The following is a 26673-nucleotide window of genomic DNA, read 5'->3' on the forward strand; positions in this document are numbered from 1 at the left end:
CAGATAGAAAATATCGGCAATTACGGCAATTTAGGCACGCGCCACCGGCCGCGACCAGTCATTTGGAGTAATGCCCGCAGTTGGAATATTGCCCATCATTTTGAATATTGCTTCAGATAGGCGATGAGATCGGTGATCTCCTGATCGTCCTTCAGGCCGACGAAGGCCATCTTGGTGCCCTTCACCTTCGCTTTAGGATTGTGCAGATAGTCGCGTAGCGTCGCCTCGTCCCAGACGAGACCGCCGTCTCCGGCCGCCTTCATTGCGGCCGAATAGGCAAAATTAGGATGCGTTCCGGCCTTCCGGCCGAACAGCCCGTTCAGCGACGGGCCAACCTTGTTCGTATCGGACTCGGCGATATGACAGGTCGCGCATTTCTTGAAAACGACAGCACCCGCCGTCGGATCGCCCTCCTGCGCCCCGGCGCTACCGTGGAAAAGGGTAATAACGGATGCGGCGATCAGCAGAACAACACGGTAATCCATGGCAAACCTCATCCTCCCAAAGGTCGCCACCCACTCGCACCCTCCACAATCATTCGCGTGCGGGTAGTGGTTCTATCCTTAAAGCTTAGTCCTTCGCGGGTGCAAGTCAATCCGTTCCAGTGGGCCACATGGACGCAATCTGATGTCGGCGGATCCGGCGCAGATGATGCAGGTCCCGCGCCACCTCAGCTGCCGCGACTATGCCCTGATCGAAAGCGTCTCCTTTACCGCCAACTCGGCCATGGAAAGTGCGGCTTCGCGGGTCCTCGCGGCGGCGATGAAGCGGCCGTTGTGGCAGAAGCTCGCCCCCTCTATGCCGCAAACCGCCTCCAGTGCGCCATTGGTGAGCCCGGCCCAGGTCGCCGGCAGGTCGGCCCGGAGTTCGAAGCCCTCGTCGCCGCGGCGAATGCCGGTCACGCACCAGTCCTTTTCGCGCGGATGAACGACGAACAGCAGGTGATCGGCGCCAGCCTTGACGATGGCGGGACGGAAGGGCATCCCCCTCGGCAATTCCAGAACACGCCCCTCTCCCGCCGCCTCGATCGCCCGATGCACGATCGCCTCGGCCCGCAATTTTGCGGCACTCTGGGCGATCCTGGCCTCGACGAAACTGCGGGCAATGGCAAGGGCCGCGTGGAAGGCGTGATCGTCGGCTTCAGGGTCCGTCTCGTCGAAAACCGGTTTCAGGGTCTCCAGCAGCGCCGGCAGTGTCAGCCCGGCCAGCGGCCCCGACGGGCTAAGCGCACCGTTGTCGGTCAGATCGATCGGCAGCACGAAGCTGGCGTCGAAAGAGCCATGCATCGCTTCCACATGTGCTTCGGGAAGACTGGAGGCTGCCAGATAATCACGGCCATAATGCTTCCAGATCAGGCCGAACGAGCTGTAGGGCTGGCCATCGTCGCGTAGCGGCGCGGCGCGCTGGTGGTGATCGAATATCCCGGCAGCAGGATCATAGGCTCCGCCGACATCATAAATGATCCGGTCTTCGCCCGGCGTGATCCACGCCGGCGCCCGGCTGCGGACGATACGCGCCTGCGGGAAAAGCCGGGTCAGGATGACGCTCGACAGCAATTCGTCGGCATGAAAGCCACCGGAATGGGTGACGAGGAAATCGGGGATCATGGAAGCTATGCGCCTTGTCGTTCGCGGACGATCCGCTTGCAGGTCGGCTTGAGATAACTGTTGCCGCCTGCCATCTCAACCCATACCTTAAATCGATGTCGATTTAAGAATAAAATGATGCACCAATCCAATGTGTTACAGCGCCCTTTCGCACATCGCCAAAATACCTTTCTCCAGCTGAATTCATCGAAGCCCCTGAAGGGTGCTCAGGATAAGAGGCAGTCCGTGGAAATCCCTCAGCACTTTCACGTTGTCGAGACGGCAGGATGGCTTGTGAACCACCGCATGAACTCCGCCCTCCCCGGTTACCTCATGATCAGTTCCAAGACCGACACCAACGATCTGTCGGATTTGCCTGAAGATACGTTGGCCGAATTCGGTCCATTGCTCGCAAGGGCTCAAAGTACGCTGAAACGGCATTTGAATGCGCAGCGCGTCTATATCGGCCGGTATGGACATGCGCCCGGTTATCCGATCCATTTCCATGTGATCCCGATATATGACTGGGTGGAGGAGTTGTTCTGGAAGGACGCTCGATATCGTCTGCTCGAGAATTTCGCAGAGAGACCCGGGGAAACAGCAACGGATGGCGCGGAACTGACGCTGTTTGTCTGGCGCGAATTCTGCGAACGCGCAGAGCCGCCACCGGTCAAAGGGCCATCGGTCTCAGAGGCCATCGAGTTGCTGCGGGAGACAATGCGGATTCCGGCGTCTCAAGCCTAAGACAACAGCGGTCCCGGCTGTCTTGCGACGAGCGCACGGCCGGCTGCCGCTCCGGCATGCAGGCAGATGAGCCCAATCGCCGCGAGAGAATTGATCAACAGAACATCAGCCACGACCGCTGCCGAAAACGCGCCCTCACCGGACGGAAGCACCACTGTTGCGGCAAGCAGCACGCCTTCATAGGCAACGAGGGTCATGGCGGTGGCCATTTCCTCGCCGCCACGCGGCTACAACGCATCCAGCGGTATCTTCAGATATCGCCTGCCATTCCCCTCCGGCTCCGGCAATCTCCCGCCTTGGATATTCACCTGCAGCGCGTGCAGCATCAGTTTCGGCTTGGGCAGCGTGCGGTCGCGCGCCTGACGCAGCGCCACGAAGCCGGGCTCGTCAACACCCGCAATATGAATATTGGCGCGCTTCTGCGCCGCCACCATGCTTTCCCAGCGCGGGTGCCGGCCGCCGGGCTGATAGTCGTGGCCGGAAAAGAGCCGGGTCTCCTCGGGCAGCGACAGGATCGCCTGGATCGAGTGCCAGAGGGAGCTAGCACTGCCGCCCGGGAAATCCGTGCGCGCCGTGCCGGAATCCGGCGTGAACACCGTGTCGTGCACGAAGGCGGCGTCACCGATCACATAAGTGATCGAGGCGAGTGTGTGCCCGGGCGAAAACATCACGCGGGCTTTAAGCGCGCCGATCTCGAACGTGTCGCCATCGGCAAACAGCCGGTCCCATTGCGAGCCGTCGGTTTTAAGCGCCGGCCAGTTGTAGATCTCCTTCCAGAGAGTCTGGACGTCGGTGACATGCGCTCCGATCGCCGTCGGCGCGCCGGTCTTTCCCTTGATGTAATGTGCGGCGGAGAAATGATCGGCATGCGGATGCGTGTCGAGGATCCACTCGATCGTCAGCCCCTCACTTTCGATATGAGCAAGGATGGCGTCGGCATTGGCTGTTCCCGTCGCCCCCGACATTTCGTCGAAATCGAGCACCGGGTCGATGATGGCACAGCGTTTCGTCGCCGGGTCGGAAACGACATATTGCACACTGCAGGTGCGGGGCTCGAAGAAGGCCTTCACATGAGCCGCCTGCCCCGACCGCCTTTCCAGCCAGCGGCGCGCGCCGGCAAGATCGAAGCCGAGGTTTTGACCGAAGGCCTCGATATCACCGTGCTTCATCCGCCCGTCCAGCACCTCGCCCAGTGCATAGAGCGTCAGCGCCCGCGTACCGCTCTTGCAATGGGCGACGACCGGCCCCTTCGCCTGCGTCACCGCCGTCTGGAAGGCGCGGATATCAGCCTCGGTGATCTCGGCCCCCTTCACTGGCACGAAGCTGTAGGCGAGCCCGACGGCGGCGGCGGAAGCCTTTTCCGCCGTATTGCCCGGCTGCCCCGGCTCCTCGCCATCCGGCCGGGCATTGATGACGGCGGCAAAACCATCAGCCGCGAAGGCGGCAAAACCTGCGGCGTCGGGCTGCCCCGCCACCGTTATCAACTCATTGACCCTCACGGATGTCATCGAAGCCCCTGCGCCCGCATCATGCAGTATCGCATGTATTACACTACAATCTCACAAGTATATTGCCGAGCGCAATAATACCTTCGGCCCGGCCGGTGCGCTGTCAAAACGACAGCGTCACCGCACTTGCCTGATCTCGACATGCATGGCGCTGGCGCTGACGACGATGCCGCCGTCGAGCATGTCCTCCTGTATGTAGCCTCGAGAGGCGACACAGGGCCGGCAGACCCAGATCGGCCGCCGCGCCGCTGGATCGACCCAGCATTGCGAGCGGATGGAGCGGCGGCACGTGTGTCATGCGCTCGCCGATCATTACGATCCAGGTCGTAGTGACGCCTCCGATAACCTCCAAAGCCGCCCGCGAGACGCGGCGACAGCATCCTCGTGCGGCATCAGCCTCACGCGCATACGATCAGTCCTGGCCCTGCAGGCGGTCCATGACCTGGAGCAAGAGATCGGCGCAGGCCTTCATCGGTTCGTCCTCGGCGCATTTGAGGTCGATCCTGGTGTTGCCGTCCTCTATGCGGAAATGCGCCGCCTTGGAGGGCGGCGGGAGCATCGGGTGATGACCGCGGAAGCCCCTGTCGCCACGGAAGCCGCCGTCATCGCGGAAGCCCATCTCGCCTCTCGGGCCATGCCATTGGCGATCGGGGCCATCGGGACGTTCTCTCGCGTCCGGCCGGTCCATCGTCGGCCCATCCATCGTCGACCCATCATCACCGGAGGCAGATGGAGGCGCTGGCGGCGGCGAAGGCGGTGTGCTGGATTCGGGCACGGCGGGCGGTGTGCCGGCCGATGGCGGGATGGGCGTTTGTTGCGCGAAAGCGACGCCGGAGAGCGCGGCGAGGGCAATGCCTGAGAGAAGAAGTCTTTGCATGGGAACGTTCCTGTGTCGTAGATATCAACTGCGTGGGTAAACACCGCAGCGCGGCTTTGGTTCACGCCTGTCAGCGCCTGTGATCGAAATCTGCAAATCGTCTGGGGACCTTTCGGCAGACGCAGCGCTTCGGTTCGTCCATCCTCGCGAACAAGGTGGCTCGCATGCAAGAAGCCGTCGTCGAAGCGTCCCTGGACTGTGACGGCCGCGAGCACGACGACGCGCTGATGCCGCCGCAGCCTTGTTTTCCGTGCGGGTGGAAACGCCGCCGCGCGCTCCAACACGCGAATGACTGAGGCGACGCTCGACGATCCCGAATTCCCGAGGCGTCTTTCGCCTCGCCTCTGCCTTGTTGCTCGCGTATCCTGACACACGATTCGCCGTCCGCAAACGAGGGTGGGCATGAACGAAGCATCAAAGGAGAGCGCGATGTCGGACGCCAAGAGCGGCATTTCTGGACTACGGCCGCATATTACAGTCATCGGCGTCGGCGGCGGTGGTGGCAATGCGATCAACAATATGATCGCGGAAAAGCTGGCAGGCGTCGAATTCGTCGCCGCAAACACGGATGCTCAGGTGCTGGCCACCTCCAAGGCGACGCGCCGCATCCAGCTTGGCGCGAATGTGACCGAGGGTCTCGGCGCCGGTTCGCTGCCTGAGGTCGGCCATGCGGCTGCCGAAGAGTCGCTCGATGAGATCATGGATCACCTGGCCGGGTCGCATATGTGCTTCGTCACCGCCGGCATGGGCGGCGGAACGGGCACCGGTGCTGCACCGGTCATCGCCCGCGCTGCGCGTGCCGCCGGCATCCTGACGGTAGGCGTCGTCACCAAACCCTTTACCTTCGAAGGAAACCGCCGCATGCGGATGGCGGAAATCGGCATCGAGGCGCTTCGCCAGGCGGCCGATACGGTCATCGTCATTCCGAATCAGAATCTCTTCCGCATCGCCGATGCGAAAACGACGTTCGCCGATGCCTTTATGACGGCCGACCGCGTGCTTTATGCCGGCGTCGGCTGCATAACTGATCTGATCGTCAAGGAAGGCCTGATCAACCTCGATTTCGCCGACGTGAAGTCGGTCATGTCAGGCATGGGCCGTGCGATGATGGGTACCGGCGAAGCCTCCGGTGAGAGCCGCGCGATGAAGGCGGCGGAAGCGGCAATTGCCAACCCGCTTCTCGACGATATCTCGATGCGGGGCGCCAGGGGCGTGCTGATCTCGATCTCCGGCGGTTCGGATATGACGCTGTTCGAAGTGGACGAGGCGGCAAGCCGCATTCGCGACGAAGTGCAGGAAGACGCCGACATCGTCGTCGGCGCGATCTTCGATCGCAGCCTCGACGGCAAGTTTCGCGTCTCGGTCGTGGCGACCGGTCTGGAAGGCAGCCCGCTGCCCGCATCCGCGCCTCACGCCGCCGAACAGATCCAGACGCGCACGCTGCAGTAAGCGCAGCGGCGCGACATATCCAAGCACGACAGCCTGCCGCGTCTTTTCAGACGCGCAACGCTGTCGTGCTTCAATGTCATGCGCTCCAGGAAATCGCAGCGATCACCAGTCGTTGATTCGCGATCACCTGTCGTTGATCGTGGGAAGGTGCGTTTCGACCTCTACGCGGCGCTTGTCATCCAGCGGCTCAATGTGCTTCTGCCAGAAGGCCTCGGCCTCCGGCGTGTCATCCTCCCAGTGGCGGATTTTAACGATATTGTCATCGATCTTCGCCAGCCGTTTGCCGCCAAGCCGCAGGTATTCGTCCGCCAGTTCTTTCGATCGGGTCGTCTGCATGTCGTGTTCCTCCATAGGTGAACCGAAAGGCCGATCGTCATTACCGGGTTGGCCGGCAATCGGCATCCCCGTTATCGGCGCTTCGGCGCCTTCCAGTTAAACAGTACGGCGGGATCATGGTTCCAAATCATCGGCCGAAACCGGTCCACGCGGCCGCTGAAGGCGTCGGCCGCCATCCTTGTTCCGCACGGCCCGCCGCTCTTGCCGCCGGGGCAGCCGGAGACGCGTGCTTTCCGAAAAGCGCGCATTTTCGGCATCATGCGCTAGACGAACAGGACGTCCGAGATATTGTGCACCACGGAAATTTCGTCGATCCCGGTGTTGGTGATGTAGAGATTATCTACCGCTGAGTCATAGACCACGTTGGTGATCAAGTCGTCTCCCGGTATGGCAATGTTGACGTCAACCGTTGTCTTGACCCCGGTTTCGAAGTCGAAGGCCGTGCCGATATGCTCGCTGCTGGAGGAATCGCCGAAGAAGAACGTGCCGTCGACGGCAAAGCCGTAGCCGAGCCCGCCGGCGGCGAAGGTCTTGGATTCGATCGGGCTCAGCGTTTCGGGATCGATTTTGGAGACCTGCCAGGTGGAATCATTGATGCGGCCGACGACGTAAATGCCGGTCGAATCCTGCATCGTATTGACGGCCGTGAATCCACCCCAGTCGAACGTACCCGCCCAATTCTCGCCGATAAGGCCCGGGATTGGGTTGCCCCGCCGATCGGACGATCCGTCTGCGGCATCCCACTTTGCGAGATAGGTCTGATCGGGGAAAGGATCCTCCAGGCCTCTCGCCTCGTTGGTTCTTCCGATGATCTCGCCGCCGCGGACAGAAAAATAGGTTCCGCCGATGTCATATTCGCCCTTGTCATAGTCGCCGAGAGAGATGGCGCCGCTGGCATGGTCGGCTTCAAATGCCGCGGCGTTGTCGTAAATGCTCACCATGGGACCATCTGGGAAACCATGGCCGGAACTGACGTAATACTTGCCAGTTAGCGGATCGATCGCGACCCCCTGGAGTTCGTAATGGTCCAGGAAGGGGCGCACCACATCCGCCTGGGCCTCGACATGATGGGTGTTCAACGACTTCCCGTCCGTCACGCCGTCGACGGTCAGAGTGATCACGCCGGCATCCGCGTGACCGGCGCCGTCGGAGACCTTGTAATATTGGAGTTTCTCGGTGACGTGCTCGCCATCATCGAGGCCCGCCTTCACGGCCGGGTCGAGATCGTAGGTGAAGCTTCCATCGCCTGCGAAATGGAAGGTGCCGAATTCACCCGCCACGTCGGTCGTCTGCCCTTGCCCCTGACCGGCAGGAATGCTGGTGCCCTCGACCGAACGCAGGAAGAGCGTGCCCGCCTCTCCCGGGTGATCATTGGCAAGCACGTTGCGGGCCATCTCGCTTCCTTCGTGGAAGGAGAAGGCGTCGTCGACCGCGATCGGCGGGCTCGTGACTCCGTGAATGTCGAGCTTGAAATGGCCGAAATCGGTATTGCCGGCGCCGTCGGAAATCTTGTAGCCGATCGTCTCCGTCAGCATCATTCCGTCAACGAAGCCCGCCTTGGCGGCCTCGTTCAGCGTATAGGTGTAAGAGCCGTCGGCCTTGACGTGGAACGTGCCGTATTCACCCTCGATATCGGTGACCTGCCCGGCCGTCTTGGCAAGAACTCGCTCGCCATCGAAGAAGTTGAGGAACATGTTGCCGGAGCCGCCGGCCAGATCAATATCCAGCAGATTGCCCGAGATCACGTCATTCTCGGAAGCGCTGCTGACATCATCGACCGCCACAGGTTTTGCAAGCACTGTCATGGATATCTCCTTCAAGATCCATTCGCCTTGGTCTATCGGGAGGAAAGCAGCTGAGATCGGCTCGGTCAACAAATTTTCTAGCAGGAGTAGTAATTTAGAACTTCACAGCTTTGTCACGTTCGGAGGGCTTCGCCCTGGCTCTAACTTGGCTTGAGGGACGGCCGAAGACGTCACGTCAAAGCTGAAGACAGCCTCCTCCCGAGGCGCCGAAGCCGGAGGCTACCGGCGCTTGTGAGATATGTCGGCGGCCGATCACCTCCGACACGGACGCACACGCTGCTACTGGGTCGGAGCAGACTGGACGGCCGGCGCGTTCGACGGCGCCTCGCCGGGATGGGCAAACAGCAGATATCCGAGCGCCAGGAGAATAGCGACGACGAAAATGACGAGCACGAAAATCATCATCCCGCTGCGTGCGGGTTTACCGGCATCAGGCAAGCCAATCACCCCTTCTTGTCGTCTTTGACTCTGACGCCCGGTTTGCCGATGGGCATGACGCGGTCCTTGTCAAAGACGCTGGGCGCCATGCCTTGCTGCTCGCTCGATTCTCGGATCGGCGGCTCACGGCCCGGGTGTCTGTCTGGCGTCCCGGCCATCTTGTCCGACCGCTGCTCTCTGTCTTCCATGATGTCCTCCTATATGCTTGAAACGTTTTCGCCCGAAAGAAATCGCCGATCAACGGTCGTTGATGGTCGGAAGGTGCCCTTCGGTTTCCCTCCGGGCTCGCCTTCGCCATAAATGTTCCGCACGGTTCGCCACTCTTACGACCGGGACAGCGGGGAGTTCCCGGATCGGCAACAACTAATAGAAGCGCTGCCGAGGTTCCCTCAAGCAACCGCCCTCGCCTCAGCCCACCAATCCCCTGATCTTCGCCGCATCCTCCGCCGTCGCCGGGTTGTACACCACCATGCTGAGATCCGGCCGGCCATCCACCTGGAAGGCGGAATATTCGAAAGCGAGTGGACCAAGGATGGGGTGGCGGATGTGTTTGGCGCCCTCGCCGTGGGTGCGCACGTCGTTATCCCGCCACATCGCCAGGAATTCCGGGCTCTTGCGGCAGAGTTCATCGACGAGAGGCTCGACCTCGGCCGCAGCACCCGCGCGGGCCGCGTCCACGCGGAAGGCCGCGACTACGAAACGGGCCACACTTTCCCAGTCGTACTGGGCGGCGCGCACGCGCGGATCGAGGAAGATGAAGCGCAGTACGTTGCGCTCCTCAGGCGGCAGCGCGCCGTAATCGGTCAGAAGCACGGTTGCCGCCCGGTTCCAACCGACGACGTCCCAAATCGCGGTGCGGATCAGCGCCGGGCTCGGGTCCAGCGCATCGAGCACGCCCTGCAGCCGCGGTGTCACCCCCTCTTGCCTGCGGTAGCGCACCTCGGGCGGGCGTCCAAGACCGAGCAGAAAAAGATGCTCGCGCTCGACATCAGTCAGCATCAGCGCGCGAGAGATCCGGTCGAGCACATCGGCAGACGCCGCGCCGCCACGGCCCTGCTCCAGCCAAGTGTACCAGGTCGGGCTGATATTGGCGCGGCTCGCCACCTCCTCGCGGCGCAGGCCGGGCGTGCGCCGTCTCTCCCCCGCAAAGCCGAAGGCGGCGGGATCGAGCCGCACGCGACGGTCCTTCAAATAGGTACCGAGCCGGTTATCCGAGGTGACGAACTCGCCCATCCTGTTAGCCTTTATACCATGATAATGTCACTACTTTACCATGATATCGGCAGAGCCGATATCTGTCTCCGGCAAAAACTGGAGATATCACATGCGCGTATTCGTCACTGGGGCCACCGGCTGGGTCGGCTCGGCTGTCGTCAATGAATTGATCGCCGCTGGCCATCAGGTGCTCGGCCTCACCCGCTCGGACAAGGGAGCGGATCAACTGGCCGCTGCCGGCGCCGAAGTCCATCACGGCACGCTCGACGATCTGGGAAGTCTGAAAAGCGGTGCGGCTGAGGCAGACGCCGTGATCCATACGGCATTCAACCATGATTTCTCGAAATTCGCAGAGAACTGCGCCGCCGACCGGCGCGCCATCGAGGCACTCGGCGAAGCCCTCCAAGGCTCCGATCATCCGCTGCTGGTCACAGCCGGCCTCGGCTTTGCCCCCGGCCGCGTCGGCACCGAGAAGGATCCGCCTATGCCGACATCTGAGACCTACCCTCGCGCCTCCGAAATCACCGCGGTATCGCTTGTCGCGCGTGGCGTGCGGGCATCCACCGTCCGGCTCCCGCCCTCGGTGCATGGCCATGGGGACCACGGCTTCGTGCCGATCCTCATCGATTTGGCCCGGCAGAAGGGCGTCTCTGCCTATATCGGCGAAGGCCAGAACCGCTGGCCGGCCGTGCACAGGCTCGATGCCGCTCGTGTCTATCGGCTGGCGCTGGAGCGCGGCGCCGCCGGCGGCCCGTTCCTGGCAGTCGCGGAAGAGGGAGTTCCCTTCAGGCAGATCGCCGAGGTCATCGGCCGGCGGCTCGATGTGCCCGCCGTGTCGCTCTCACGGGAAGAAGCGGCCGAGCATTTCGGCTGGTTCGCCATGTTCGCCGGCTTCGAGATCCCAACCTCTAGCGAGCACACCCGCGCGCTGCTCGGCTGGCAGCCGCAGGAACCCGGCCTGCTCGCCGACATCGACCATCCGGCCTATTTTTAAGAGAGCCCATCCTTGCTGAGGCGCTCGGGGCCTGGAAGGAAGAGGTGGGCGCCCCCGTCGGAAATTAGGGAGCGCCTTCCCAAAAACAGCTGCCTAACGCGAGCGGCCCTCGTTCATGTCGGCCGGGTCGTAATTGATGTCCCAATCCTTTTCGGGCTTGTTCTTGCCAGGCGGGTTCTTGTTCACCGTCGCATCCTCGGAGCCGGTAATGACGGTCGGCTTGGCGCTGGCGACGCCGCTGCTCTTCCGGTCAGCCCGCGACTTGGCGAACTGGCCGGTGGCATCTTTTTTCGGATTGCCCATGTCAATCGCCCTTCTGCTTCAGCGCGTCGCCGAGATCTCTCGTCTCGGGGTCGCGATTGTTTTCGCCATACGCATCGCGGTCGCGATCCGGATCGTCCTTGGCCTTCATGTAGCCGCGGGGCTTATTTGCCTTCGGCCCTTCCCAGCGGGGTGACTGATCGGTCGTGCCGGGGGCGCCGTCTTTCGGTGTCGTCATGCCCATCGTGGTTCCTCCTTGGTTGGAACAGGGAAAACCGAAAAGACCAGCAAGTGTTCCCGCGGCAATACTTTCGCGCGAAGCGCGCTCTATCGTAGCGAGGCAAGCGTGGCGCAGCAGAAAGCAAGCAAAGTGACCACGGCATTGACCGCGTGCGAATATTCCCATTGGGTGCGAAGGCTTTCCCAATTTTCCGGCTGCACGGTCCAGTTCTCCGTCGCCGCATTCGCCGGCTGGGTGAAGATCATGAAGATGACGAGATTGAGCGCGATCAGCGCGGCTGCCGCAACCGACAACATCATTGCGCTTCCATCAGCCCTGAGGGTCACGGCGTTGCCGATATTGGCCACGAGCGCCAGCGGCAGGAGCAGACCGACGATCCACCATCCGGCATAGGCCTGCTGCGCGATAAAATAGTCCGCCTTCGCCATCCCGATCTTGTTCAGGAGCGCGAAGGCGTGCGCTGCAGGTGCCACGAGCGCCAGGCCCGCTATGATGATGGCCAGGAATCTCATGGCGGATAAACCATCCGAAGGACGAAGGGTTCCAGCAGAAAATATGGAACAGTGTCGTCCGCCATCGGTTGATCAGAGGTCCACCTCAACCATGGAGCCGAAAAATGAGCAAGACCAACGTTCGTGAACTTCGGAAACGCGCCGAACAGCAGGTCAAGAACACCAGCGCCGGCGGCCATCTCGGCGGTACATATTTCGGGCAGCAACCGGACGGAAAAACTGCCTCGTCGACGACCAACGACAGCGCCAAAGCGCGGCCGAATGACGGAAGCAAATAATCGCCGGTGCGTTTCACCTCCCAGGAAAGCCCCCTGCTCCAGCCGCTATTGAATGGAGACGCCGCCGCGCTAGCTTCTGGTCGCGGCCGAGCGGCCGCGGGATACGATCTTCGGGCGAAGGCGGAGGGGCGACGTGGCATCCTATTCGATTGACGATGCGATCCGGGAACTTGCCCCGGCTCTCGGCAAGGCGCCGGCAGGCGCGGTCAGCGGCGAATGGACCGCCACCACGATGCAGGCGGGGCGTTCCTCCCGGAGGGGCGGCTACCTCGATGCCGAGGGAAAGCATGTCCCGGAGGATTCCAGGCATCCGCTCGACAGCATCGCGGATGTCGTCGAAAAGCTCGCTGCCTCAGAGGGGCCACGTTTCAACAAGATGGTGATCCGCTGGAAGAAGCCGAAATTTCCGTTCATGCAGGCGAAGATCGCGCTCGAAACCAGTTATGACCAGACGATCGTACCGCGCGGCCCCGACGACCCGATCTACGAGATTGCTGCGGCTGCGCGGCGCGCCTTCTGGCAGAGCCGCGGCACACTGCAGGAGGACTTCGCCGTCGAGCGCGGAACGGCCAATATTCACGCCCAGACAAAATGGTTCGGCCCGCATCGCCGCATCCTCGCCATCCACACGCCGGGAAGACTGACACTTGCCACTGACGGGCTGTCGACCCCCTGGGCCGGCATATCCGAGCCGGAGAACGGCGTCGAATGCGAGCTTTTCATGAAATTCGACGCTGCGAGACTGGATACGGCGGGGATCGAAAACTGGGCGAACCTGTTGATCAACATCGGAGACCTCGTGGCAGACGGTCATCGCGTCGCCCGCGATGTCGAGAAGCACGGCGCCATCCTGTTCTGCCGACTGACCGAGGATTATCTCCCGATGTCCCGCATCATGCTGAGCCGCGACGCAGGCCGGATCGATGGCCTGCCTTTCGGCTCCGTACCGCTGATCCGCGCGACCCCGATCGCCGAAGCCGAAATCGAAGGGCAGGACCTTTCCGACGACTGGGGCGCCACGGCCGCCCGGCACGCTCTCGCCAAACGCGCCATCAGATGATCTCAGCCGGATCGACTCAATCCGGCGCGATCTTTTGCTATTCCTGGATGTCGGGTTCGACGATTCTCGCGAGGTTTCGAAGCGACTCCTGCCAGCCGAGATAACAAGCCTCGGGCGGAATGACGTCAGGCACACCTGCCTGCACGATATCCACCTCAGTGCCGACCGAAACCTTCTTCAGCGTCACGGTGACTTCCATTTCGCCAGGCAGGTTGGGGTCGTCGAACCTATCGGTGTAGCGCAGGCGTTCGCCCGGGACGAGCTCGAGATATTCGCCGCCGAAGGCGTGGCTATTGCCCGTCGTGAAGTTGCGGAAGGACATTCTGAACGTGCCGCCGACAACCGGCTCCGAATGATGCACGGTGCAGAGGAAGCCGTTCGGCGGAAGCCACTTGGCAAGCGCGTCCGCCTCCAGGAATGCGCGATAGACTTTCTCCGGGCTGGTCGCCAGAACGCGGTGCAGGCGTATGGTACTCGGCATGGTCATGATCCTTTTGAATGGACTGAATGGACGAACCTAGGACGGGTGGGGCTTGGCCGATCCGACACCGGATCGAACTTTTCTTCAAGAAAAATTGCTAAAAGCATGTCACGCAAAAGTGTGCAGCCGTTTTGCGATAACGATATGCGTGGAAACAAAGACCTAAAGCGCAAGAGAAAACGCTGAAAGATTGGGACGCGCTTTAGGGCATCGCGGCTCAACCGGGCATGCCTTCGAACTGCGGAAGATCGAGCGGCCTTGCCCAGGCCAGCCGGCGCCGGGTGAACATCTCCACCCCGGCTCGATCAGTTCGGGCCGGTCGAGGCTGCTTAGCGTTACGAAGACGAGGCCGGGAAAGGCCGTTCTGACGAATCAGGAGATTTACCGCCACGCCGAGGCAGTCGTCGCCACGTTCCTGCCGGCATTTCTGATCCAGATAAGCGATGAACACCGCCGAAGATCCGGGCCGCAGAGTCCGACAATGACTGGAATTTTCCACGCGTGCCAACGAGCCGACTGTCACAAAGCTGCCGCTCAATCGTCAGCAAATCGCCCCCTTATCGCCGCACCGTGCCCTCTTAAAGGTTCCATCGTCACGACCTCGCCCTGCCTTTGAGGGCTGAGCGATTGACCGAGGCGGTCCTGCTGCCAACCAAATCATGCACTTGAAGAGGAATGAATATGATCACTCGTTACACATCTGTCGCAACATTGAGCGCGGCAGTCTTCAGTCTGCTTGCTTTCAGCCCGGCATCCGCTGTCGACATGGCCCAGGCGCAACAGCAGCCGGCGCAGGCGCAACCGCAGGGACAGCCCGGCGGCAGCGGTGCGACCGCTCCCGTCAGCGATCAGAAAATCGAGGCCTTCGCCGTTGCCTATCTGCAGGTCGACAAGGTGAGACAGGAATATTCCGCCAAGATCGGCGCGACGAAGGACGAGGCCGCCAAGCAGCAGTTGCAGGAAGAAGCCAAGAAGCAGATGGTCGATACCGTCCAGGCTTCTCCCGATATCTCCGTCGAGGAATACTCGTCGATCCTGACGGCCGCGCAGAGCGACCCGGCTCTGGCCAAGAAGGTTCTGGAAAAGATCGGCACGCCGCCCCCGGGCCAGCAACAACAGCAGCAGGGGCAGCAGCCGCCGCAGCAATAAGGCAACGCAGCGCTTATGTCGCCACGAATAGGCAGCGGACGCCTTACCGTTCGCGCCGGAAGCAGAGCCCGCCATTTGCCGGGCTCTGTTCACCTCGCCACGGCGACGACGGGATCGCTCAATATTCGGACCCGCTCTTGTTGTGCAGGTCGTGCCGTTCGGTTCCCGCCAGCGGCGGATTGAAGATGCTGACGAGAATAAGGTCCTGATCCTTGCCGCCGCGCAGATAATGCCGGTCGTGCTTGTCGAGCACGTAGATATCGCCGGCCCGGATCGGAAAGACGTTGCCGTCCATATCCTCCACTTCGCCCTCGCCCTTGATGCAATAGCAGGCCTCCAGATGATTGCGGTACTGAAGCAGGGCCTCGCTATTGGCGCGAACGACGGTATGGCACACGGTAAAGCCCATGCCGTCGTCTTTGGTCAGCAGGCGGTGGCTCGTGCCGTTGCCCCAGTCGACGAAACGCTCGGTGAGTTCCACCTCCTTCAGATTTCTGACGAACATCGCCGATTCTCCTGACAAATTATTGAAGATGTAGCGATGATTCATTTTCATCGCCCACCACAATTAGCTATTGAAATGGCCGGCGTTTTCAAATGATGATTCCTGCGTCATCTGTTAGGAAATTTTACACATGCAGTTGCCGCCGCTGAATGCCTTGCGCGCTTTCGAAGCCACGGCCCGCCTGATGAGCCTTTCGAAAGCGGGCGACGAGCTGCACGTCACCCATGCGGCGATCAGCCATCAAATCAAGCATCTGGAAAACTGGCTCGGCCGCAAGCTGCTGCAGAAATCGGGCCGCGGCGTTGCGTTGACCGCAGCCGGCAGCGAATATTACCGGGCCATCTCCGGATCGCTGGCGGCGATTGCGCATGCGACCGGCAACATGCGACGCGATCACGACATGCGCGCCATCACCGTCGGCTGCATTCCCTCGATCGCATCGCGCTGGCTCGTCCCTGCCCTGCCCTCGTTCCAGGAAAGCAACCCCGATCTCGACGTCAGGATCGTCTATGCCCGCGCCGAAGAACGCTTCGACGACGAGAGCCTCGACGTGCTCATCACCATGGGCGAGGATCTGAGCGGCGGCAGGGAAAGCCGCCTGCTCTTCTCCCGCCGCAACCAGCCTGTCGCCAGCCGCCACTACATTACCAAACGCAACTGGACGATCGGCGACGTCTCGCTCGGCGGCACCGATCTGCTGCACGACGAATCCATCGACGGCTGGAAGGAATGGTTCCGCAAGGCCGGCCAGAAAGCGCCGGAGCCGCTTCGAGGCCCGATATTCCAGGATTTCAACATGCTTGCGACGGCCGTGATCGCCGGGCATGGTGTGGCGCTCTGCCCAGTCGAGGTGTTCCGCCGGGAGATCGAGCGCGGCGATCTGCTGGTGCTTTCCGACATCGCGACGGCTGAGAACCAGGGCTATTACGTCATATCGAACAGCTGGGCGAAAAAGCCGGTGCGCCGCTTCATCGACTGGTTCATGACAGAGTGCGGATCGGGAGCGTGAGATCCCCTGCCCTCAGTTTGTCGAGAGGGTCGCCGCCGAGACGATGGATGCAAATGGGTCGCGGTAATAAAGACATGGCATAAGCCCATCCGTGTGCGAGTTGGGCAGAGGTTGGGGATTGTTAATCAGAAATACCTAATGTAAATCTTGGCGTGCACAGGTTGTGCGGGATCTGATTTGCTACATTATCTGGTTTTACATGCGACTAGGGAGGGCCTGGACATGCGGAAAATTCATGCGGCCCCCTCGGCGCTCGGACAAACACAGTCAAAAGCTTCGAGCTCGATCGACCGGCTTTTGTTCTTTGACCGCGATTTCAATCCCGTCGCGAATTTGCTGGGCAATGAGCTGCCTGCTTCTGTCAAACCAGCAGTGTCGTTTTGGCAGTATTTTCCAGAATTGGACAAATCGGCGATTACGCTCGCCCTCCGTTCATTGGGCGACAGCGCTCAGCCTTTGCGAATATCGGGTAATCTTGGCACGCCAGCGTCGCACGGACTGACGATCTATCGGATCGGAGATCTGTTTGCCGTAGTTCGGTCCGAGGAATCTGTCGACGATGAACGCGCAACCCTTTTGCACCTGGCCACCCACGATCCACTCACTGGACTGCCGAACCGACGCCAGTTCAGTGAGGACCTCACTATATTGCTACAGGAGACCGCCGGTTCGAACGAGACTTTGTCCCTGATGCAACTCGATCTTGACGATTTCAAACCCGTTAACGACACGCTTGGGCATCCGGCCGGCGACAAGCTTCTTCAGCTCGCTGCAGGCCGCATTCAAGAGTGCCTTACCGAGGACGACAGAGCCTATCGACTGGCGGGTGACGAATTCACCGTCATATCAAGAGGCCCGGGACATCCCGCCAAAGGACACCAGCTAGCAGAAGCTTTGGTTGATGCATTCAAAAAGCCCTTCACGATAGATGGCATCGCGCTATTTGTCGGTGCCAGCATCGGCATATCAGCTGCTCCACCGGACGGTACAAGTCCGGAGCAGCTGATGAAGGCGTCCGACGTCGCACTCTACGCCGCGAAGAAGGACGGGCGCGGTCGCGCGAGACCCTTTGATCCCTCAATGCTTGAGTTGCTGGAACAACGCGAACTGCTGCGCCGCAGCCTTCGCATGGCTCTGGTCCAACAACAATTCTCTGTAGAGTACCAACCCATTGCCGAGGGCGGCAGCATTGTCGGCTTCGAAGCATTGCTCAGATGGCACCACCCTCTCCTTGGAATAATCCCACCAACGGCATTCATTCCGATGGCCGAGGCCGATGGAATGATGCCGGAAATAGGTGCCTGGGTCTTGGAGCAGGCATGTCGCGAGGCAATGAAGTGGCCGCAGAACTATATCGTCGCTGTCAATTTGTCCGCGGCTGAATTCTTGACGAGCGGCCTCACGGATCGGGTGTCCCAGACGCTGGACCTGGTCGGGCTACCGCCCGACCGTCTGGAGCTTGAAATAACCGAAAGCGTGCTCCTTGAGCGGACCGTCAACAATATCGATACGTTGAACACTCTCAACGTGCTGGGCATACGAATCTCGCTTGATGATTTCGGGACCGAATATTCCTCCCTGAGTTATCTGAAGACATTCCCTTTCGACACGATCAAAATCGACAAATACTTTATCACCGATCTGGAAAGCGATCCGAAAAGCCAGACGATCGTCCGCTGTATCGTCAACCTCGCACATGGTCTTGACATGCAGGTGACGGCCGAAGGGGTCGAGACTCCGGCTCAGGCGGAATGGTTGGGCAGTGTGGGCTGCGACAGGCTTCAGGGCTATCTGGTGAGCAGGCCGCTTCCGGTCGAGGCGATCGGCGAGTTCATCAACCGGGCTGAAACATCCGTGAGCCACGTTCTGGTATAAAGAACGAGTGATTTTTGAGGGCATCTGACGCTCCAGACAACTGATGGAGGCTGTATTGGAAGAGGAAGCATCTGGCTTCGATGACCATGCATTGGCGCCGATGGTATCGCTGGAATTGAACGTTGCGACGTTCAAATCTCAGTGGCAGTTTTGCGACAGGATTACCGAATATCTCTCAGACATTCTCGGCCAAGGTCACAGCGATCCCGCTCGATATTCGAATTTTCTTTCCGTCGCAGCCAACGAGCTCGTTGAACTAGCCTTTCGCTCGACGGGTGAGCCGGGAAGGATAAGTTTCAGTCTCTATCGGGGCGCGACGTTCAACCGGCTGAGAATTGCCTTTGCCCGCGAGGACCGCGAGAGTACGAGTATGAAATCAAGTGAACGCCAGTCTCTACCGGGCGCCGGGTCTGACCTGAAGTCCGGCGGGACGATTTTGCTCAGAGATCTGGCAACCATATTCCGCGCCGCTATCCGAATTGAGCAAGACGGCGCCCGCAGGATGCAAATCATCGCGGATTTCCCCTCGGCCGAGGATTTCCGATGACCCTGCTTGCCCGCCCCTTCACCGTTCATTTTGATCCGACAAATCAGGAGCTGTTGTTGTCCGGCAAGATGCGGCCTGAAAGCTCCGACGAGATTGCCGATGCTCTCGAACTCGTGCGGCAAAGTTTGGAAAATTACAGCGGCGTCGTTTATCTCAATGTCAAACGCCTGACGCATATCAACATGACGGCCTTCGCAGCCCTTTCCGAGGTGCTCACGGAAAGCTGCCGGACCATGCCTGAACGGAAGATCGTCATCGTTACGTCGAGCGTGGTGGCATGGTCGACCTCGTTGTTCCAGACCTTGGCGGCAGCACAACCAAACCTGTCGGTTGAAGTCTACGATTCGGCGTTTTATCCCGGCCAGAGCTTTGTCGAGGATGAGAGCTTCATTCCCATTCTGCGCACCCAGACGAAGATGACATGGCAGCACGAACGCGAACTGTTGCCTCGCCACGGTTTGCGCAGCGGTCTTGTCATCGCGGATATCTGTTGCGGAATTGGGGACTTCGCGGCGTTGGTTCAACGAGAATTTAAACCGGCACGACTTGTCGCGTTGGATCACTCCGTGCGCAGCCTCGAGTATGCACGCAGGGTCGCTGCCGACTTCGATCTGCAGGGAATCGAATACACCTATGGTGACGCGTCGCAAATGCTGCTGCGAGACAATCAATTCGACTTTGTCACCTGCCGACATTCACTGCAGATTTTCAACCGTCCCGAGACGCTGCTCAGGGAGCTTTACCGCATCTGTAAACCTGGCGGCCGCGTCTACATCACCAATGAAAAAAATTCGCATTGTCTGGGCGAGCCACATGCTGAATCCATAAAATGGACTTATGAGGAGGTCGCCAAACTGTTCAAGCACTTCGACATGGATGTCGAGATGGGGCCGAAAAGCCGCCATCTTCTTGCTGACGCCGGGTTCGATAGCATCAAGGTCGATTGCTTTATGGTCACGAACCTTGACGGGGATCCCCAAGACTTCGCAGACATCATCGAAGCTTGGGAGAATGTCTATGCTGGCGAGATGGCCGTCCGGCGGGGGGACTCATCAGATTTCATTCGCAGGTTCCGGCAAGGATTCAGAGATCATATCTTTGCTGCTCTTCACCCCAAGGGTTATGCAGGCTGGCCGATCTGGGCCGCTTCCGGCCGAAAGCCGCTGTGATGGACGGGAGATCATCATCGAAGAGACCGGCACGACTGGGCTCATTTCGGGCGAAGTTCATCCTAGTCGTCGGTGGCGCCGTCCTTTTCGACTTGCTGGTCAGCGGCGGCCTAGCGCTTTGGAATGTTCAGAGGCTGTCGCGCGACGCCACCCTCGAAGTCGGACAGGGTCTCGAAGCAGCAAGCCAGGAATACATCCGCACCTATGCCGATTCCACCGCAGCCCAGGTGAGTTTGCTCCTGCGGCAGGTTCATAGCGACGTCAGTACGCTGGCAGGCGTGCTCCAGGCGCAGATCGATGATCCCGCCCGCAATTCGGACGTCGGCGCGGCAATCGCCCGCACATCGCCTGGCAGCGTCAGCCTTGTTTACGATGAGAAGGGAAAATGGTCTCAGAACCTGCCCGGCTCCGCTTCGGTTGTGAGCGTCTGGGGTTACTTGCTCGGACCTGACCATCGGCCGAAACCCGACATTCAGCGCGATCTAGAGACGAGCGCGGTTCTTGACATCGTTGCGCCGAGCCTGCTGCAGCACGGCGCTTCCAAGCTGCAGATGTACTACATCGGACCGAAAGAACGGCCAATCTTCAGGACGGCGCCTTACACCGACCAGGCTCAGACCTTCGATCGCCTTTATTCGGGGCACAACGAAGCCGATTTCTGGGACTTCTTTTTCCCCGGGCTTTACGAGTCCTGGCAGAGCTGGGCCAAGGACGCGAAAACGCGGCCGGTCGCGGACGATATCACGCAGACCGCTCCATATACCGATGCCATTACCGGAAAGCTGATCGTCAGTTTCTTTCATCCATTGTGGACAGCCGACCGGAAGGATGTCACCGGGACGGCCGGCGCCGATATCACCCTCGACCAGCTCGCGCAGATTGTTGAGAATGTGAAAGTGGCCCAGTCCGGCTTTGGATTTCTCGCAATGTCCGACGGAAACGTTGTGGCGATCAACAGCACAGGAGAAAAAACCCTCGGTCTGCGTTCTGCGAGCGATCCGAGCGGAGCCGGCGCCTTGACCGGCCTGGAGCGCTCCCTGAAGGGAAGCTCCCAGCCTGCGATAGCAAAACTGGCCCTCGACCGCGAACAGGGCATCCAACATTTGTTGTTGCAGCAGGACGGCAACGAGGTCCCCTATATCGCTATCGTCAAGAAACTGCCGGCGACCAATCTCTGGGTCAGTGGCCCGGTTCGGCAAGAGTCGATGTTGCTGGGGGTCGTTGTGCCCGAGCGAGAAATCGATGCCTCGCTCTATGCGGCCCAGGCCAAGATTTCCGAAGCGACGAACCGGATCGTGCTCTACCAAATTCTGGCGATCCTGATGTCCCTGCTGATCGTGACGATCGCGGTCTTTGCGGCCTCGAAACGAATAACCAGCGGAATCAGCGCCCTGGCAGGGGCCGCCAAACGGATTCAGGCGAAGGATTATTCCGTCAGAGTGGCCATCACAAGCAGGGACGAAGTCGGTGAGGCCGGTGAAGCCTTCAATCGCATGGCCGAAGAGATCAGCTATCACACCGAAAATCTCGAGCAGCTCGTCGAAGAGCGAACCGCTCAAATCGAAGATGCAAAGGAAGAGATTTCGACACTGAACGCACAGCTCCAGCGTGAAAATCGACGTCTCGGAACAGAGCTGGCCGTCGCCGAGAGAATCCAGCTCATGGTTCTTCCGCTGCATCAGGAGCTTGAAGAATTTCAGGCCCTCGAGATCGCAGCCTATATGAGACCGGCGGAAGAAGTCGGTGGCGACTATTACGACGTATTGAAGAACGGAAGCCGATTGAAGATTGGCATCGGCGACGTCACCGGACACGGGCTCGAAAGCGGCGTGTTGATGTTGATGGTTCAGTCCGTCGCCCGCGCCCTGCAGGAAGCCGGAAACACCGATGCAGTCAAATTTCTCACGGACCTGAACAGCGCCCTATTTAAAAATATCGTGAGGACTAAAATCGACAAGCATCTCACCCTGGCGTTTCTTGATTACGACGGAAAAGAGATGATCCTGTCGGGACAACACGAGGAAGTTGTTGTCGTGCGGGCGAACGGCGAAGTCGAGCGCATAGATACGATGGATCTCGGCATACCGATCGGGTTGGAAGCCGACATTTCTGCCTTCATTAAAACCCGTGAAATAGCCTTCGATAAAGGGGACCTCATACTCTTGCATACGGACGGCGTAACAGAAGCCGAAAACGACGCGGGAGAACTATTCGGCATCGAACGTCTGTGCCGCGAAGCACTTCGCTTGAAGGATCAGAGCGCTGAGAAAATCGTTTCCGGAATTGTAACGACACTGATGCTCTTCATTGGATCTCAGAAGATCTACGACGACATCACGCTTCTCGCAGTGCGGCATAGGTGAGACATGACGCCAACGGTATATGGTATCGAATCTCTGGCGGGCATAAGTCTGGATTCAAGCACCCGCCTCACGTTAAGCGACGGACCGCTTCAGCTTGGATGGAAGCACTCAGGAATGACTTCGGACTTTATCGCGGAGGTCATGGCTCTGCGGTATTCCCGTTCAAGAAAAGACTATGTGCAGGCGCATCATGACATCGGATATCTCAGCAATGAGTTGATCGAAAATGCCGTTAAGTTTCGACAGCCTGGGGAGATCCTCATTGAAGTCGGCATATTCGACGGTACTTTTTTAATAAGGGTGAAGAACACGATCGATGGCGTGACATCCTCTCGCTTGCAGCAACTGCTGCATCGCCTCCAATCGAGGGACCCCGGGGAACTTCTTCTTGAGCAAATCGAAACCAATGCCATATCGGCAGAAAGCGGTTCGGGATTGGGGTTGCTCACCCTTCTGAGCGATTACGATGCAAAAATGGCATGGGCATTCGAAGAGAACTACGACCAGCGTATCATACTGACGACGACTGCAGCTGTGGCGATGCCGCCCTCCTCCAATCTGTGAGCGAAGAATGGAAATCAGCGACGAAAACTTCCGTGTATGGGCTGAGAAAAACGAGGTGTATTTCGATGGCGTATTCCGGCTGGCAGGACCGGACGCCTATGCGCCCATTTACTCATTGGTATCAGGCCTGCTCCATGAGGGGCACAAACAGGTGACGTTCAACCTCACAGGCCTCGAATTCCTCAATTCCTCTGGCATAAATCTCCTGGCCAAGTTGACAATTGAAGCCAGAAAAATGGGCGACCTCCTGCTCATAGTCAAAGGCACCAATCAATATCCTTGGCAAGCGAAGTCCCTCCCGAATCTCAAGAAGCTGCACCCGCTTCTCGATTTGCGCCTGGCGTGATTCTCTTTGGGCGAAAGTGCCCTGCGCCGAGAGGTGTTCGCCGCCGCGCGGGGATGAAAAAGGGATTCGTTAAGTATTCCACGCCATCTAGGACCATAGACGTGACCGACATCGGACCTCGGTCCGATGTGCGGTCGGCGATCACCGTCTAACCTCTCGTATCTGTGCAAGCGGTGCATCTGCACGGCGCTTGATCGGATTTGGAGGAAAACAATGCGGATAGCAACCTTAGCGTCCTTGGCCGTGCTCTCGCTGGCTCTTGCAGCAAGCCCGGCAACGATTGCCGGGATCGACATGACCGCGCTGGCAAAGAGCGGTGGAAACGGTGGCGGCAACAGTGGGGGCAATGGCGGCGGCGGTCACGGCGGCGGCGGCGGAAACAGCGGCAACCATGGCAGCAGCAGCCAGGATAGCGGTTCAACCCATGGCAACTCCAAATCTCAAGGTGTGAAAGGCAAATCCACCGAGGCGGAAAGCAAGTCCAAGTCCGTCAAGGCAGACGAGACCAAAGTCAGCACCAAAGAAAAGAACCTGTCGGCGCAACTTGCGGGCCTGAACTCCTTGAAGCGAAACTACAAGGCGTTGATGCATTCGTCCGACCCACGCATGACGGCCATTGCGGCCTATGCCGTGGCTTATGCCCAGTATGAACTCGACAATGGAATCGAGCCCGCAGCCGATGACCCTCTGTTGGGGGATCAGGCGCTGGAGGACGCATTGGCTTCAGCGACGAAAACCGGTGAAGTCAGCCCGGCGGTTTTGGACGAAGCCAAAACCATCTTGGGGGTTGGCGAAGCAAACGGGAAGATCGATCAAATCCGCACCTCTCTGGAGAACCCCGCGCCGGCGACATCCGAGGAATAGCCGATAAATCAGTTGCGAGCGGTGTGGAGCCGACAAGTATGGCTCCGCACTAAACTACGAAGAGCATCTCCGTTCTGTTTGAGTATGGAGATGCTCTTTTTTTATCAATTTCAGACGCAGAACCCTTTGCTCGATTGCTCCAAGATGACGGTCGATCACCCGCCGCCTCGAAGTCCCTATGTTGTGATGAGCCTTCGAGCGTGCCGAATTCGTTTCACGTCGGCAGTCAAGTTTGTCGACATCCCGACGGACAATGGTGTCGCAGTATTGAAAACTATCGGTCGTTTGCGAACCCGCCTTGATCCGGGCAGAGGCCGGTCTGCGGCCCCTGCCTTGCACGCGAAAGCCGCGTCACCCCGCGAGCTCGATGATCGCGCAGCCGTAGCCTTCGAGATCGAGCCTGCCGGCAACCGGCTTTTCGTCACCGAGAAGGTCGCGGCCAGCGGGAACGCCGCCGATGGCGGCCGGCTGGTCGGTGTAGTTCTGGATGAACAGCAACCGGCGCTCTTCGTTCATCCGCATGGTCACCTCGACGCCCTCGGGAAGGTCGCCGATCAGCGGCTCGATGCCGACGGGTGCAAACAGCCGCTCGGCAAGCGCTGCCGTCAGATCCGGGGTGAGATAGGTGCCGACATAGACCACCTGCCCCTTGCCGAGCTTGCGCGACGTCGCCATCGGCTGGCCCTCGGCATAGCGGTTGGACCAGGCCGCGACCACTTCGACATCGCCTGCGATCGCGAGGTTTTCATAAAAATAGCCGGCAGCCAATTCGCGATTGCCGATCTTGAAGCGGCGCTCGCGACGGTGTGATTCCGCTGGCTTGTTCGGTGGAATGACAAGCCCGCCCGAACGCTCCATCACATCGAAGAGCCCATTGGCGCCGGGAGCGGCAAGGCGGCCGAAATCCTCGACGCGCACGCCTGTGAGTTGCGACAGCGAGGTGCCGGGCGCGGTCTCGCGGATGACGTGATTGTCTTCGTTGCGCGTGCCGGTGCGCGCGCCGATGACGACGGTGCCGCCCTGCTCCGCGAAGGATTTCAGCCTTTCGGTCCATTCGTCCTTCCACATCACCCAGTGGGGGACATAGAGCAGCTTCAGCTTGGAAAGATCGTCCTCGGGATGAATGAAGCCACAGGCAATGCCGCGGTCGTAGCAATATTGGTGCAGCAGGATCGCATCGTCCTGTGGGCTCGGCAGTCCGATCGGATAGGTCTTGTGGGCTTCCTGATTATCGAAGTCGGAGCCGGCAATGCCGACATCCATGCGTACATAAGTGCCGAGGATCTTGGGCGCCAGCGCGGTCATCTCGGTTGCGAAGCGCTTCGCCTCGTCATAGCGATGGCGGGCGACGTCGTCGTGGTCGATGATGCCCATCCAGTAAATTTCGGCGCCAAAATGCGCTGGGCGCCAGCGGAAGAACATCAACCCGTCGGCGCCATGGGCGACCGAGGAAAGCGCCATGCGGCGCAGTTCGCCCGGCTCCGGCGTCAGCGTGCAGAAACCGGGCTGGCTGCCGAAGCCCGATTGCTGCTCGGGAACGATATAGTTGCCTGAAAAACCGCGACAGATATCGAGATGCAGCGCCTGAACCTTGGCGTGGTTTCCGAGCCGCTGGAATTCGTCGTAAAGCATCGGGTAGATGTCGTAGCCGACGAAATCGAGATCGGTGGTGAACTGGCCGCGAAAGTCGATATCCCGGAGACCGCCGAGATTGTGGAAGACGAACCAGGAGGATTTGACGGCGCGCAGGATCTCCACCTGGTCGCGCTGAAAGCGCGCCGTCGAAAAGGCGAGGAAACGGTGATAATCCTGCAGATGGCCGGGGCTCGGGAAGGTCGGGCCGAACTCGATCGGCAGCACCACCTGCTCGAAGCTGTCATAGGCCGTCGCCCAGAAATCGCCGCCCCACGCCGTGTTGAGCTTGCTGATCTCGCCGTATTTGCCAGCGAGGAAGGCTTGGAATTCGGTGAGCGTCGCCTTGGAAAAACTTTCCGGCATGCTGGTGTTCAGCTCGTTGTCGGTCTGCCAGCCGACGACAAAAGGATTGTCGCGATAATGCTCGGCCATCGCTTTGGTGATGCGCCGGCTGTGTTCGCGAAACACCGGGCTTGCCGTGTCGCAATGCTGCCGCGAGCCATGGCTCATCGGCCGGCCCTTGCCGTCGACCCTTAAGATCTCCGGATGCGCCACGGTCAGCCAGCGCGGCGGCGTGGCCGTCGGCGTGCACACGATCGTGTCGATGCCATAGCACCCGAGCATGGCGATGGCGCGGTCGAACAGATCGAAATCGAAGGTGCCGAGCTTCGGCTCGAGAATATGCCAGGCGAATTCGGCCATTCTGACCACGTTGAAGCCGGCCTTCGCCATGCGCTCGGCATCGCGCTCCCAGTAGCTTTCATCGACGTGCTCGGGATAATGCGGGGCGCCGACGAGGAAGCGGTCGGTCTTGACGGGGTTCCATACGGAGAGGGTCTTGTCGGACACGGTGATGTTTCCT

Annotated in this window: 29 protein-coding genes and 2 pseudogenes; 14 read left to right on the plus strand and 17 right to left on the minus strand. The window is 59.9% G+C overall.

The window, feature by feature from the left end; translation table 11 throughout:
• Nucleotides 1–95: 95 nt before the first annotated feature.
• Both N1937_RS13190 and N1937_RS13195 read right to left on the minus strand, forming a co-directional pair.
• Nucleotides 96–485 carry a c-type cytochrome gene (locus N1937_RS13190; protein WP_260056350.1) on the minus strand — a complete coding sequence of 130 codons (390 nt, stop codon included), beginning with the start codon at nt 483–485 and terminating at the stop codon, nt 96–98.
• 198 nt (nt 486–683) lie between these two features.
• Nucleotides 684–1607, minus strand: a complete 924-nt coding sequence (locus tag N1937_RS13195) for an MYG1 family protein (protein WP_260056351.1) — start codon at nt 1605–1607, stop codon at nt 684–686.
• A 225-nt stretch (nt 1608–1832) separates the two neighbouring features.
• On the opposite strand from N1937_RS13195, the gene N1937_RS13200 reads away from it, so the two are divergent.
• A complete protein-coding gene (locus N1937_RS13200; RefSeq protein ID WP_260056352.1) occupies nt 1833–2330 on the plus strand; it encodes an HIT family protein in 498 nt (165 codons plus the stop codon).
• Here the strand turns inward: N1937_RS13200 and N1937_RS13205 are convergent.
• From N1937_RS13205 to N1937_RS13215, 3 genes and pseudogenes are all read right to left on the minus strand, one after another.
• Nucleotides 2327–2518: pseudogene (locus tag N1937_RS13205) on the minus strand (hypothetical protein); the annotation flags it as partial. The gene N1937_RS13200 and the pseudogene N1937_RS13205 sit on opposite strands and share 4 nt — an antisense overlap.
• Nucleotides 2519–2557: 39 nt before the next feature.
• Nucleotides 2558–3838, minus strand: a complete 1281-nt coding sequence (blh, locus tag N1937_RS13210; RefSeq protein ID WP_260056353.1) for a bifunctional sulfur transferase/dioxygenase Blh — start codon at nt 3836–3838, stop codon at nt 2558–2560.
• 412 nt (nt 3839–4250) lie between these two features.
• The gene (locus N1937_RS13215; protein ID WP_222291317.1) at nt 4251–4715 is read right to left on the minus strand and encodes a hypothetical protein; all 465 of its coding nucleotides are present in this window, start codon (nt 4713–4715) and stop codon (nt 4251–4253) included.
• A gap of 429 nt (nt 4716–5144) precedes the next feature.
• Here N1937_RS13215 and ftsZ point away from each other — a divergent pair, with 429 nt between their 5' ends.
• Nucleotides 5145–6164, plus strand: a complete 1020-nt coding sequence (ftsZ, locus tag N1937_RS13220) for a cell division protein FtsZ (RefSeq protein ID WP_017964879.1) — start codon at nt 5145–5147, stop codon at nt 6162–6164.
• 123 nt (nt 6165–6287) lie between these two features.
• Here the strand turns inward: ftsZ and N1937_RS13225 are convergent, their stop codons facing one another.
• The 5 genes from N1937_RS13225 to N1937_RS13245 all read right to left on the minus strand — a co-directional run bounded on the left by N1937_RS13225 (nt 6288) and on the right by N1937_RS13245 (nt 9976).
• Nucleotides 6288–6566, minus strand: coding sequence for a hypothetical protein (locus N1937_RS13225; RefSeq protein WP_017964880.1), 279 nt, complete (start codon nt 6564–6566; stop codon nt 6288–6290).
• Nucleotides 6567–6763: 197 nt separating this feature from the next.
• A complete protein-coding gene (locus N1937_RS13230; protein ID WP_260056354.1) occupies nt 6764–8305 on the minus strand; it encodes an Ig-like domain-containing protein in 1542 nt (513 codons plus the stop codon).
• 279 nt (nt 8306–8584) lie between these two features.
• Nucleotides 8585–8743, minus strand: coding sequence for a hypothetical protein (locus N1937_RS13235; protein WP_222312702.1), 159 nt, complete (start codon nt 8741–8743; stop codon nt 8585–8587).
• 5 nt (nt 8744–8748) lie between these two features.
• Entirely contained in the window at nt 8749–8931 is a 183-nt protein-coding gene (locus N1937_RS13240) for a hypothetical protein (RefSeq protein WP_260056355.1), read from the minus strand.
• Between the two features lie 220 nt (nt 8932–9151).
• Entirely contained in the window at nt 9152–9976 is an 825-nt protein-coding gene (locus tag N1937_RS13245; protein ID WP_017964884.1) for a helix-turn-helix transcriptional regulator, read from the minus strand.
• Nucleotides 9977–10067: 91 nt separating this feature from the next.
• Between N1937_RS13245 and N1937_RS13250 the strand changes: the two genes are divergently transcribed.
• Nucleotides 10068–10952, plus strand: coding sequence for an SDR family oxidoreductase (locus N1937_RS13250; protein ID WP_260056356.1), 885 nt, complete (start codon nt 10068–10070; stop codon nt 10950–10952).
• Nucleotides 10953–11045: 93 nt separating this feature from the next.
• On the opposite strand, the gene N1937_RS13255 is transcribed toward N1937_RS13250, so the two are convergent.
• From N1937_RS13255 to N1937_RS13265, 3 genes are all read right to left on the minus strand, one after another.
• Complete coding sequence (locus N1937_RS13255; protein WP_017964886.1) at nt 11046–11255, minus strand: hypothetical protein; 210 nt, start codon at nt 11253–11255, stop codon at nt 11046–11048.
• A gap of 1 nt (nt 11256) precedes the next feature.
• The gene (locus N1937_RS13260; protein ID WP_017964887.1) at nt 11257–11457 is read right to left on the minus strand and encodes a hypothetical protein; all 201 of its coding nucleotides are present in this window, start codon (nt 11455–11457) and stop codon (nt 11257–11259) included.
• A gap of 83 nt (nt 11458–11540) precedes the next feature.
• Nucleotides 11541–11966, minus strand: a complete 426-nt coding sequence (locus N1937_RS13265) for a hypothetical protein (RefSeq protein WP_260056357.1) — start codon at nt 11964–11966, stop codon at nt 11541–11543.
• A gap of 104 nt (nt 11967–12070) precedes the next feature.
• On the opposite strand from N1937_RS13265, the gene N1937_RS13270 reads away from it, so the two are divergent.
• The gene (locus N1937_RS13270; protein ID WP_017964889.1) at nt 12071–12244 is read left to right on the plus strand and encodes a hypothetical protein; all 174 of its coding nucleotides are present in this window, start codon (nt 12071–12073) and stop codon (nt 12242–12244) included.
• Between the two features lie 133 nt (nt 12245–12377).
• The gene (locus N1937_RS13275) at nt 12378–13304 is read left to right on the plus strand and encodes a hypothetical protein (RefSeq protein ID WP_260056358.1); all 927 of its coding nucleotides are present in this window, start codon (nt 12378–12380) and stop codon (nt 13302–13304) included.
• Nucleotides 13305–13341: 37 nt separating this feature from the next.
• Here N1937_RS13275 and N1937_RS13280 read toward each other — a convergent pair whose 3' ends face one another.
• Nucleotides 13342–13785 carry an SRPBCC family protein gene (locus tag N1937_RS13280; RefSeq protein ID WP_064247377.1) on the minus strand — a complete coding sequence of 148 codons (444 nt, stop codon included), beginning with the start codon at nt 13783–13785 and terminating at the stop codon, nt 13342–13344.
• Nucleotides 13786–14002: 217 nt separating this feature from the next.
• Nucleotides 14003–14145 (minus strand): annotated as a pseudogene (locus N1937_RS13285) (GFA family protein); the annotation flags it as partial.
• A 315-nt stretch (nt 14146–14460) separates the two neighbouring features.
• Here N1937_RS13285 and N1937_RS13290 point away from each other — a divergent pair.
• Nucleotides 14461–14934 (plus strand): DUF4168 domain-containing protein, encoded by a 474-nt coding sequence (locus N1937_RS13290; protein WP_260056359.1) that lies wholly within the window; start codon nt 14461–14463, stop codon nt 14932–14934.
• A gap of 118 nt (nt 14935–15052) precedes the next feature.
• Here the strand turns inward: N1937_RS13290 and N1937_RS13295 are convergent, their stop codons facing one another.
• Nucleotides 15053–15439: an ectoine synthase gene (locus N1937_RS13295; protein ID WP_162116130.1), complete on the minus strand. Its 387-nt coding sequence runs from the start codon at nt 15437–15439 to the stop codon at nt 15053–15055.
• A 130-nt stretch (nt 15440–15569) separates the two neighbouring features.
• Here N1937_RS13295 and N1937_RS13300 point away from each other — a divergent pair, with 130 nt between their 5' ends.
• The 8 genes from N1937_RS13300 to N1937_RS13335 all read left to right on the plus strand — a co-directional run bounded on the left by N1937_RS13300 (nt 15570) and on the right by N1937_RS13335 (nt 24176).
• Nucleotides 15570–16448: a LysR substrate-binding domain-containing protein gene (locus tag N1937_RS13300; protein WP_017964894.1), complete on the plus strand. Its 879-nt coding sequence runs from the start codon at nt 15570–15572 to the stop codon at nt 16446–16448.
• A gap of 222 nt (nt 16449–16670) precedes the next feature.
• Nucleotides 16671–18323: a putative bifunctional diguanylate cyclase/phosphodiesterase gene (locus N1937_RS13305; RefSeq protein ID WP_260056360.1), complete on the plus strand. Its 1653-nt coding sequence runs from the start codon at nt 16671–16673 to the stop codon at nt 18321–18323.
• Nucleotides 18324–18378: 55 nt separating this feature from the next.
• Entirely contained in the window at nt 18379–18870 is a 492-nt protein-coding gene (locus N1937_RS13310) for a hypothetical protein (RefSeq protein WP_162116128.1), read from the plus strand.
• Nucleotides 18867–20039, plus strand: coding sequence for a class I SAM-dependent methyltransferase (locus N1937_RS13315; RefSeq protein ID WP_260056361.1), 1173 nt, complete (start codon nt 18867–18869; stop codon nt 20037–20039). Before N1937_RS13310 ends, N1937_RS13315 begins: the two co-directional genes overlap by 4 nt.
• Nucleotides 20039–22402 carry a SpoIIE family protein phosphatase gene (locus N1937_RS13320; protein ID WP_260056362.1) on the plus strand — a complete coding sequence of 788 codons (2364 nt, stop codon included), beginning with the start codon at nt 20039–20041 and terminating at the stop codon, nt 22400–22402. Before N1937_RS13315 ends, N1937_RS13320 begins: the two co-directional genes overlap by 1 nt.
• 3 nt (nt 22403–22405) lie before the next feature.
• The gene (locus N1937_RS13325) at nt 22406–22966 is read left to right on the plus strand and encodes a slr1658 superfamily regulator (protein WP_260056363.1); all 561 of its coding nucleotides are present in this window, start codon (nt 22406–22408) and stop codon (nt 22964–22966) included.
• A gap of 7 nt (nt 22967–22973) precedes the next feature.
• Nucleotides 22974–23312 (plus strand): slr1659 superfamily regulator, encoded by a 339-nt coding sequence (locus N1937_RS13330; protein ID WP_222249534.1) that lies wholly within the window; start codon nt 22974–22976, stop codon nt 23310–23312.
• A 213-nt stretch (nt 23313–23525) separates the two neighbouring features.
• The gene (locus N1937_RS13335; protein ID WP_260056364.1) at nt 23526–24176 is read left to right on the plus strand and encodes a hypothetical protein; all 651 of its coding nucleotides are present in this window, start codon (nt 23526–23528) and stop codon (nt 24174–24176) included.
• Between the two features lie 351 nt (nt 24177–24527).
• Here N1937_RS13335 and N1937_RS13340 read toward each other — a convergent pair whose 3' ends face one another.
• On the minus strand, nt 24528–26660 hold the full coding sequence (locus N1937_RS13340; protein ID WP_260056365.1) for a beta-galactosidase: 2133 nt from the start codon (nt 26658–26660) through the stop codon (nt 24528–24530).
• Between the last annotated feature and the right edge of the window lie 13 nt (nt 26661–26673).

Origin of the sequence: Rhizobium sp. WSM4643 (assembly GCF_025152745.1) — a bacterium.
GTDB classification, from domain to species: domain Bacteria; phylum Pseudomonadota; class Alphaproteobacteria; order Rhizobiales; family Rhizobiaceae; genus Rhizobium; species Rhizobium leguminosarum_I.